The organism is Paraburkholderia sp. CNPSo 3274, from assembly GCF_024206475.1.
GTDB lineage: Bacteria > Pseudomonadota > Gammaproteobacteria > Burkholderiales > Burkholderiaceae > Paraburkholderia.
In genome coordinates this window covers 207,908-217,491 of sequence record NZ_JAMBPR010000004.1, presented here as the reverse complement: position 1 = coordinate 217,491, position 9,584 = coordinate 207,908, and the positions used below count along the sequence as shown (strand labels likewise).

General features: G+C 58.2%; 7 protein-coding genes and 3 pseudogenes. 1 reads left to right on the top strand and 9 read right to left on the bottom strand.

All coding sequences use genetic code 11. The features are described 5' to 3' along the window. The 9 genes and pseudogenes from M3I54_RS04365 to M3I54_RS45315 all read right to left on the bottom strand — a co-directional run. Positions 1-164 (bottom strand): annotated as a pseudogene (locus tag M3I54_RS04365) (IS5/IS1182 family transposase); the annotation flags it as partial. Between the two features lie 1,019 nt (positions 165-1,183). Continuing rightward, the gene (locus M3I54_RS04360) at positions 1,184-1,564 is read right to left on the bottom strand and encodes a hypothetical protein (protein WP_254333317.1); all 381 of its coding nucleotides are present in this window, start codon (positions 1,562-1,564) and stop codon (positions 1,184-1,186) included. Then, positions 1,561-2,388: a hypothetical protein gene (locus M3I54_RS04355; RefSeq protein WP_254333315.1), complete on the bottom strand. Its 828-nt coding sequence runs from the start codon at positions 2,386-2,388 to the stop codon at positions 1,561-1,563. The genes M3I54_RS04360 and M3I54_RS04355 overlap by 4 nt, the downstream gene beginning before the upstream one ends. Before the next feature lie 387 nt (positions 2,389-2,775). Next, complete coding sequence (locus M3I54_RS04350; RefSeq protein WP_254333313.1) at positions 2,776-3,039, bottom strand: hypothetical protein; 264 nt, start codon at positions 3,037-3,039, stop codon at positions 2,776-2,778. Then, complete coding sequence (locus M3I54_RS04345) at positions 3,036-3,824, bottom strand: hypothetical protein (RefSeq protein ID WP_254333312.1); 789 nt, start codon at positions 3,822-3,824, stop codon at positions 3,036-3,038. Before M3I54_RS04345 ends, M3I54_RS04350 begins: the two co-directional genes overlap by 4 nt. Continuing rightward, the gene (locus M3I54_RS04340; RefSeq protein ID WP_254333311.1) at positions 3,821-4,234 is read right to left on the bottom strand and encodes a hypothetical protein; all 414 of its coding nucleotides are present in this window, start codon (positions 4,232-4,234) and stop codon (positions 3,821-3,823) included. Before M3I54_RS04340 ends, M3I54_RS04345 begins: the two co-directional genes overlap by 4 nt. 1,048 nt (positions 4,235-5,282) lie before the next feature. Then, a pseudogene (locus M3I54_RS04335) lies at positions 5,283-6,953 on the bottom strand (hemagglutinin repeat-containing protein); the annotation flags it as partial. Between the two features lie 191 nt (positions 6,954-7,144). Beyond that, entirely contained in the window at positions 7,145-7,543 is a 399-nt protein-coding gene (locus M3I54_RS04330; RefSeq protein ID WP_254333310.1) for a hypothetical protein, read from the bottom strand. 835 nt (positions 7,544-8,378) lie between these two features. Continuing rightward, positions 8,379-9,206, bottom strand: a pseudogene (locus tag M3I54_RS45315) (hypothetical protein); the annotation flags it as partial. Between the two features lie 53 nt (positions 9,207-9,259). On the opposite strand from M3I54_RS45315, the gene M3I54_RS04320 reads away from it, so the two are divergent. Beyond that, positions 9,260-9,436 (top strand): hypothetical protein, encoded by a 177-nt coding sequence (locus M3I54_RS04320; RefSeq protein WP_254333309.1) that lies wholly within the window; start codon positions 9,260-9,262, stop codon positions 9,434-9,436. The last annotated feature ends 148 nt before the right edge of the window (positions 9,437-9,584 follow it).

The following is a 9,584-nucleotide window of genomic DNA, read 5'->3' as shown; positions in this document are numbered from 1 at the left end:
CCCTTGATGTCGGCCTCGTACATCCCGGCAAACAACCGATCCATCTTCTCCAGTGCTTCATTCGCCATCACGCGGATCGAACGCAACGGATGCGACTTCGGAACGAAGTCGTCCAGCTTGCGCATGGAAAACAAACTCTCGGTGAATGTGTCGGCGCCGCGCATGATCTCCAGGGGGCAAGTGGGGGTCTTCCATCAACGCTTCAGGGGCCTTCCTCGATGACGTTACCGCCGGTATTTCAGCGGCCTGATAGGGCTTCTAGCGTCTGCTACTGCGGTTGCGCCGAAACTACCGACCGATTCAGTTAAAGAAGACGCTCTTCACTATCACGTACACGATGAAGCCCAAGATCGCGGTGAAGGCAATAACTCCGACGATCTTCTGACCGCGTGTCTTAGGAGCCGACCCCGGAATTCCAACCATTTTCTCCACCTGATTCCTGTGTTGCCACGGTCTTCGAGCCAATACCGGCGCCTGCCGCACCCGCGATAGCACTGCCCACCCCGCCGCCCAGGCCCGCTATGACAGCCGCGCCCGCCGCCTGCATCTCCGCACGCTTGCTGCCGCCTTCAGCCGATCGCCCGCCCATCCCGCGCGGCGTGTCACCGGCCAGCAGTCACTACCGCCTTCGTGGATCAAGCTCTCGGGACGTTGCCGCAAGCGCCAGCGTGCCCTTGTCGAGCACGGCAGGCTCGTCATCACGCCATTCCCCGATTGATTCCACATACAGCAAACCCGGCCGCAGCCGGGGTTGTTGCTTTAACGGAAGAAGATGTTTTTCACCACCACGTACACGATGAAGCCCATCATCGCAGTGAAGGCGCACCACCAGACGATCTTTTGCGATCGCGTCTTTGGCGTTGATGTAATCGAAGGTCCCATATTGCTACCACTTGATTCCGGTTTTGCCTTGATCGTTAGAGAAGCCCCAGCCCACTGACACAGGATTGTCGGTTTTACCTACATTCGTACCTGCACCGAATCCAATGATGGTCGCAGTCCCATTTCCAGGCGACACCGTAATGCCGCCGCGCAAACCACCATATAGAGCGGAGCCACCTCCGGCATATCCGCCGGCGAAGTTGTTCGTCTGCCCTGGCCGGACCAATGTTGTGTTGTTTACCACCAGCCGCGCATCCAAGTCCCGACGTACACGCCCAACTCGAAGGCTGGGCCTGTTGTTTCAGCTAAAGAAGATGTTCTTTACGATTAAATACGTAATAAAGCCCATTCCTATCGTAAAACACGCCCACCAAATAACTTTCTGCGTACGCGTTTTGGGAGACGATGCTGGAAATGGCATATTTACCACTCCGTCCTTCACTTCGTAGCTCCTGCGCACCTTCTTGTAGCTGTTGTCGAACGGCTTGATCTTCAGCAGATGTGCTCTACTCGCATACCCACCAACAGCAGCGACGCCCAATCCCAACAGCAGCAGAAAACCTCCAAATGGCGCGGGTGGCACGTACTCATACGCGATAACCATAGTTAGAAGACCAACAATGAGCAGGCTAGTCCGTACCCAACGTGCGAAGTTCCCATCCTCAATGAACCGGATCTTCATCGCCTACTGCTCCAGTAATTCACGAGATCAGCCCAGTATTTATTCAAGGAATTTTGTACCTGTTGGCCTGCGTTGCTATTATTAAACGTGTTTGCAGTCTCGTTTATCGCTGGCCCTAACGCCGGAACCCGATCCGACAGGTTTCCTGCAATCAATCCCGTGGCTCCCGAAACTGCGTACTGGCCTACGTTCGGTCTGACGAGTTGTGCCAGAGCATCAGCGGCAAATCCAGCGACCGTTGCAGTATAAGCTGCCGCTGAGAGCCCACCTGAATAAGGTGATGGAATGGTTGCAGCAGCGGTTGCCGCCGCACTGAATCGCCCTGCATTAGTCGAGATCATTGATGCAGTATCAGCTGTCGTATTTCGCATGGAGTCTGCATCCGATTTATCGAACTTCGTGAACGGCCCTGTGATGTTGATCGAACCTGTGTTACCCGTTAGCGCATAAGTGAACTGGCTCGGCACGCCGCCCGGCGAAGCCGCGTTGTAGTTCGCGAGGATATACGACTGCAGTTCGGGGTTCGCCTGCGCCGTTATCTGCGTGAGGATCGGTTTGCCATCAGCCGCTGTGCCGCCGGACATCCATTGTGCACCCGAATCCGTCGGCATCAGGCCGACCAACGTGGTCGGCGCACCGGACTCGTTCGTGCCGTTCGCGCTCACGCCCATGATACGCAACTGGTCCTCGACCTGCGCCTGTGTGTATTTCCCGCCGCTCTCGTCCGCAAGCTGCTTGGCCAGCATCTTTTCTTCGGGATGCAATTGCCTGTTGTACCGGTCCTTTTCGCGGGACTGTACCTGCATAGCTTCAGACCAATCCACGACCATTCCACACCGAAATCGTGCCAGCGATGGCAACGCCACGCGTCAATTTCAGATTGCGGTCGGATTGCGCAGCTATCGCTAGTGCAGCGACGCCCGTGTTGATGAGGAATATGCCCCAAACAATGGGCCAGATGAGGCCTGTACAGCGCTTCAAGCACCGAGCTAGCAAAGCGCACCCGACGGTAAAACAAAGTATGTTGACGACCGGATTAGTGGTCATCGAGACACGCCGCGTTGTCGAGGCTTTGGGAGTAGTACCGAGGGTTACTGCCCCGGTGGCCATCATTAACGAAGCTACCACTCTCAGGAGCGCAAACAGATAAAGTGCCATCTGTGCGAGGGCAAAATTGCTTTTTATAGTTACCTCGTCGAATGTCGCTCCGCTCATTTCGGTTCATCCTGCTTATCGTCCTCGACTCTATAGCTCTCGCGCGCCTTCTTGTAGCTATTGTCGAAAGGCTTCAAGTGAAGCAAGTTGGCCCGCTCCGCATAAGTACCCGTCGCCAGAACGAGCATCCCAATCACGACGCCAATGAACATGGGCAAGCCAGTTAAAAGGAAATAAGAACCAACTGCTATTGCTATACCTGCAGCCCACAACAGAATGCGAAACCAGGCCGTGAAGTTGCCATTGCTGAGGATTTTCATTTTTTATTCTGCGCCGCGTTGTTGAGCCGGTTACTGGCATCATTGAACGTCGTGGTGTTCTTGATCCAGGTTCCAAATTCGGCAAAGAAAGTTCCTGCTAATGGGTACTTATTCGCCACGCCTCCGAGTGTCAGGTCCACGACGCCTCCGGCCACATAAGCGCCCGGATTAGGCCGGGCCATTTGCGCCGCGAAATCCGCCGCCCATCCCGTGACAGTCGCGCCGAAGGCTATTCCTTCGTAAATTGGTGTATAGGGCGTTGGCAACGCTGCTGCCGTTGCAGCTGCCGAACCAATACGGCCCGCATTCGCAGACACCATCGACGCTGTATCGGCTGTCGTAATACGCATGAAGTTCACATCCGACTGATCGAACTTCGTAAACGGTCCCGTCACATTGATCGATCCGCTGTTTCCCGTCAGCGCATACGTGAATTGACTCGGCACCTGTCCCGCCGACGCGCTGTTGTAGTTCGCCAGAATGTATGACTGCAACTCGGGATTCGCCTGCGCCGTTACCTGCGTGAGGATCGGTTTGCCGTCCGCCGCCGTCCCACCCGATATCCACTGTGCACCCGAGTCCGTAGGGGCCTGACCAATCAAGGTCGTCGGTGCGCCCGACTCGTTCGTCCCATTCACGCTTACGCCCATGATGCGCAGCTGATCTTCAACCTGTGCCTGGGTGTACAGTCCATCACTCTTGTCGGCAAGCTGTTTGGCGAGCGTCTTTTCATCCGGGTGGAGCTGCCGGTTGTAAAGGTCAGATGATCGGGTCCGGACTTTCATACCTTCTGATCACTCCGCGCCCGTTCCATATCGATATCGCGCCGGCGACAGAAAGGCCACAAGTCAAGACTGGATAGGGGTTGGGCTGAGCGGCAATCGCTAGTGCAGGCGACGCCTGTGTTGAGCAGGAATATGCCCAACGCAATACGCCACACCAGTGGTGTACAGCGGTTCAGACACCGCGCCAGCAGCACGTAACCCACCGCAAAGCAAAGAAGGTTGACGGCCGTATTTGACGTCGCCGACAGGCGCTGCATTGTCGAGGCTTGCGCAGCGATGCCGAGCGGAACCGCCCCGGTCGCAGTCATCAACGTGAGTACCACCTGCAGAATCGCAAACAGGTAGAGCGCAACCTGGGCGACGGCAAAGTTATCCTCGACCGCGACCCTGCCAAGTTCTGGTTCATTCATTCTCGCTATTCCTGTTTGTCGTCCTTGGACTTGTAGCTGTCGCGCGCCTTTTTGTAGCTGTTGTCGAAGGGCTTAATGTGTAGCATTCGGGCCCTACTACATAGGCCACCAACCGCCATAAGAACGAATCCAAATAGCGCCAAGAAAGCGCTCCAGATTGAGGAAGGTGCGCATTTGAACGTTACGTATGAAATCCCAATGCCAACCGCGATTAGCGTGGTACATGCCCAACCGGATAAATTACCGTCGTCTATAACTTTCATTTTTTCACCGGCTCAGTAACGAAGCTATTCCACGATGAATTTACGAAATCCTGAATTTTTTGAGAAAAAGTGCTGGCATTGAATGCGTTTGCGGCCTCATTGAATACAGGACTCGCGAGCGGATATCTCGAAGAGAAACGATCGGAAATCATGGCGCTGCCACTATTCGTCCAGTATTGCCCCACATCTGGACGGATGGCTTGACTAACCGCGTCTGCACCAATTCCGACAACTGTACCTACATAGGCAGCCGCCTCAAATATAGGTGAATATGGGGAGGGCACTGCAACTGCAGCGGCGGTCGCCGCGCTAAACCGTCCCGCATTGGTTGAAACCATCGCCGAGGCATCTGCCGTCGTATTACGCATGAAGTTGACATCCGACTGATCGAACTTCGTTAGCGGCCCCGTGATATTGATCGACCCGGTGGCGGACATTGGCGGATATTGAACCACGCTCGGCACCTCGCCCGGTGAAGCCGAGTTGTAGTTAGCGCGGATATATTCTTGCAATCGCGGATCCGCCTGCGCGGTCATCTGTGTCACGATCGGCTTGCCGTCCGCTGTCGTGCCGCCAGAGATCCATTTTGCACCTGGGTCTGTTGGAGTTTGTCCGATCAACGTATCGGGCGCGCCCGACTGGCACTTACCATTCGCGCACATGTCCATGATGCGCAACTGGTCTTCAATCTGCGCCTGCGTATATTCCCCGCCACTTTTGTCGGCCAGTTGCTTCGCAAGCGTGCGCTCGTCCTTGTAGGGGTCGCGGTCTACGTGCAACTGCCGATTGTAAAGGTCCACGGTCGAACTGCCAAACGCACCCGCGCCACCCGCTGCCGCACCCGCGCCCGTCGCGATTACGTTCGCCAGGATGTTGCCGAGCGCGGCGTTCATGTTCGCATCGCCGGTCAGGTTCGACGCCGCAATCGAATCGCTGACCTTGTTCAGCTCGCCCCCCATCTTCGAGCCAATACCCGCGCCTGCTGCACCCGCGACAGCACTGCCCACACCGCCGCCCAAGCCCGCTACGACCGCCGCGCCCGCCGCCTGCATCTCCGCACGCTTGTTGCCGCCTTCAGCCCATGCGGGGTCACCCGTCGCGCTGGCCTGCGCGTCCGCGTAGTCCCCGATGCGCTGCGCCACTGCCTGCCCTGCGGCCTGTGCAGCGTTCATGCGGTCCCCCTGCTGGTTCAGCAGGACACTCACGTCAGGCAGCTTCGACACAGTACCGTTCGTGTTCGTCGTGTCCCGGGAGAGATTCGCGACGTCCTGCCTCTGGTTTTCCCCGTCCGTCACAGTGATCGCACCTGCACTTACGGCGCTGCGCGTGGTCGCATCCGCCGATCCGCTGTCGCTCTGCGGCAACATCGGCGCCACGCCGCCCTTGTTCGACCCCGAGCCGGGGCCTACCGCCTTGCCCGTATTCGCAATCCCCACGCCCGCACTGACGCCGTTGCTCGTCGCATCGTAGTGCGAGTGGTTCGCGATATCGCTGTACGTCAGCGTCCCGGTCGTCAGGCTGTTTTGTGCTGCGTCTGCCGCACTCGTTATCACGCCGCCCTTCAGGTCCGTGTTCCCCCTCACGCTGATATCGAAGCCACCACTACCCGCATTGATCCCCGCCTGCTCGTTCACGCCCGCATAGTTCGAGTCCGCATGGCCTTTCTGCGCGCTGAAGCTCGCGCTGCCGCCGCCCTGGCTGATCGTGAAGCCGCCGCCCGCGCTGCTCTGGTGCGCGGCGCTGTTCGTCACGTCCTGCACACTCGCGATATTCAGGTTGCCGCCCACGTCCGCGATCACCTTGCCGCCGTTGATCTGCGAGCCGGTGATGTTCGTGTCGCCGCCCGAGATCACCGTCACGCTGTTCGTGCCGTTCACGTGCGAGGCATTCTGGATCGCCGCGTCGCTGTTCGCATCTCCGTGCGCATTCGCCATCGCAGCCGACACACCAAAGCCGCCGCCCAGCGTGTACTGCACGCCAATGCTCGCGCTACTGGAACTGTTCGAGCTGCGCGTCGAATCGGTGTTCGTGGTGTTGACCACGTCCACCTGGTTCTTCGCGGCCAGCAGCACATCGTTCGCGCTCACGTTCGATCCTGCAATCGTGACGTTGCCGCTGCCGGGTGTACCGTCGCCCGTTGCAACCAACACCGCCGTACCGCCCGCCGCCACGTTCGAGCCTCGCTGCGTCGTCATGTCCTCCGACGACTGGCTTTGGCTCTTGCTCGAACCGATGCTCACCTTGATGCCGATATCGGGCTTCGCGCCATCCGCAAGAGCCTTCACCCCCGTGCCGGCCACTGCCGCATCGCTCCCCGCTGCAATCGCATGCAGCGCCGCCGCGCGGTCATTGCCGCTGCCCGCAGAGTGGCTGACGGCGCGACCTTCCGAATACGCGTTGTTGATCGCATCGCCCACCGAACCGGCGAGGCCAATCGTCAGGCCGCTGCTTTGCGTCTATCAGAAAGGCCCTATATCAAGAATCCGTATTGCACCGCTGAAACGGCCTCTCTGGAGAGCAACCTCGACTTGCTCGCCTTCGCTAACGCGTTCATATTTCCACTGGACCGGTGCGAATTGCAGCGGCTGATTTTCGATATCAATTTCAAGTGCACTCTCCCGCCGGAACGCCCCGTTCAGCGGCAGTTTTAAAACGGCCCGATATCGTCGAGTACTTCGGCTCGGGTTAGGCGACCGATGCGCAACAGAACATCAACTTGGTCACCTTCGTTTACTCTTTCGTATTTCCAATCTGATGGCCCAATCACAAACAAGTGGCCCTCCACGTCCACCTCCAGCATATTTCTAGCCGGCACCTTGACCAAAAGCCGACCTTGCTGCTCGGTGTGTTCCGGCACGACGAATTTTCGTGTTACCCGGCCCTTCTTTGTTGCCGGACTCACGACACTGAAGTTGAGTAAGCCAAGTGAGATTTTGAAAACGATGAAAACTAGCAATAACCCTATAGCGAAAAATAGGCACCCGACAACGGCGCTTAGCCCGCCTTGATTGATCAGTTCGAACGGAAAAACTAGCAAGCGACTCATGAGAGCGATCTCATTTTGAGGAATTCGGATTGTTCAAGCTATTCTGGACCTTCGTTTGCGCTGGCCCGGAGAGAATTTGGACAACGTGGTTTGCAATATTGCCCGTGAGACCGGGGAGCCAAATTTGCGCTGCCGTGCCAACGCCATACGCGGTTGCCGAAGTCGCTGCGAAAGCGGACGGATCGCTCGATGGATTGACCATTCCGCCCCCTGCGAACGCTCCCGTCGCGCTTACAAGCCCGTTGTAGGTGCCGACCGCGATCTTCGCTCCGATACCACTTCCAAGTGTATCCAGAGGAAGTCCAAGTGGTGTCAAGGCGGCAGCCGCACCTCCAACTATCAGAGACTTCCCAGCGTTCGGGGCGTCGCTGCTCGTATGGGTAAGGTAACTGATCGCGTCACCTGAGAAATCGTAGGCGGTATTAAGAGCCCAAGCTCCTGCGAGCAATGGCGAAACAGTACCGACTGCGACCATCGCGAGAGCGCCTCCTGCTGCAACGCCAACTTGCGGATGAGCGTCGTGTCCTGGCAGGGCCTGTTGTTCCGGCGAGAGCGAATGGTCCGCGTTGCCATAGAGGAACGGACTGTTGTACTCAGTTGGTGCCGCACGGAACATGCTTCCACCATTCTGGCTGATGAGCGCCGTCGCGTATTGGTTTCCGTCCGGCGCCGGTCCTGCGCTTGCTGCGGCATCAACCAACCGGTAGCCGCTTGCCAACAACATCTGCTGCGCCTGGTCAGCCGTGATCGTCTGTCCGGTCTGATCTTTATAGAACTGCGCGAATTTGCTTGCGTTGTCCTTCGCCCACTGCCGCTCATCCGGATGCAACTGCCTGTTGTAAAGGTCCACGGTCGAGCTGCCAAACGCACCCGCGCCACCTACTGCCGCACCCGCACCAGTCGCGATCACGTTCGCCACGATGTTGCCGAGCGCGGCGTTCATGTTCGCATCGCCGGTCAGGTTCGACGCCGCAATCGAATCACTGAGCTTGTTCAGCTCGCCCCCCATCTTCGAGCCAATACCCGCGCCTGCTGCACCCGCGACAGCACTGCCCACGCCGCCGCCCAAGCCCGCTACGACCGCCGCGCCCGCCGCCTGCATCTCCGCACGCTTGTTGCCGCCTTCAGCCCATGCTGGGTCACCCGACGCCCTGGCCTGGGCGTCGGCGTAGTCCCCGATGCGCTGCGCCACTGCCTGCCCTGCGGCCTGTGCAGCGTTCATGCGGTCCCCCTGCTGGTTCAGCAGGACGCTCACGTCAGGCAGCTTCGACACAGTACCGTTCGTGTTCATCGTGTCCCGGGAGAGGTTCGCGACGTCCTGCGTCTGGTTTGCCCGGTCCGTCACACTGATCGCACCTGCACTTACCGCGCTGCGCGTGGTCGCATCCGCCGATCCGCTGTCGCTCTGCGGCAGCATCGGCGCCACGCCGCCCCTGTTCGACCCCGAGCCGGGGCCTACCGCCTTGCCCGTATTTGCAACCCCCACGCCCGCACTGATGCCGTTGCTCGTCGCATCGTAGTGCGAGTGGTTTGCGATATCGCTGTACGTCAGCGTCCCGGTTGTCAGGCTGTTTTGTGCTGCGTCTGCCGCACTCGTTATCACGCCGCCCTTCAGGTCCGTGTTCCCCCTCACGCTGATATCGAAGCCACCACTACATGGCTGATGCCAATCTTAAGCGACGTTCATCGCCTGCGCACGCGCAGCACAGCCGCTGCGTGACACTGCGCACGACGCCCGACTACGGCCTCGCGCCACCCACTGAAGCTTTCATGCCGTGGACGCAGGTCGCTGACCTCTACCTGCAACGCGCCGGCTTTGAACCCGGGCAACCCATGCGCCTATCCTTCGACTACCGCAACAACTGCCTCACCATCTCGCCCGAGCACATCTGATGCCCCCAAACAACAAACCCAGCTCGAAGGCTGGGTTTGTTGTTTCAGACTGCTGGGTTTGTCGCTCTAGCCGTATAAATTAGAAGAAGAATTTCTTTGCAAAGACTAGAACCAAGATACAAAGGACAACGCCAATAAATATTTTATA

Bases quoted from the DNA above. Each gene is read 5' to 3' on its own strand.
- M3I54_RS04360 (WP_254333317.1), bottom strand. From the start codon at position 1,564: ATGAAGATCCGGTTCATTGAGGATGGGAACTTCGCACGTTGGGTACGG.
- M3I54_RS04350 (WP_254333313.1), bottom strand. From the start codon at position 3,039: ATGAAAATCCTCAGCAATGGCAACTTCACGGCCTGGTTTCGCATTCTG.
- M3I54_RS04345 (WP_254333312.1), bottom strand. From the start codon at position 3,824: ATGAAAGTCCGGACCCGATCATCTGACCTTTACAACCGGCAGCTCCAC.
- M3I54_RS04340 (WP_254333311.1), bottom strand. From the start codon at position 4,234: ATGAATGAACCAGAACTTGGCAGGGTCGCGGTCGAGGATAACTTTGCC.
- M3I54_RS04330 (WP_254333310.1), bottom strand. From the start codon at position 7,543: ATGAGTCGCTTGCTAGTTTTTCCGTTCGAACTGATCAATCAAGGCGGG.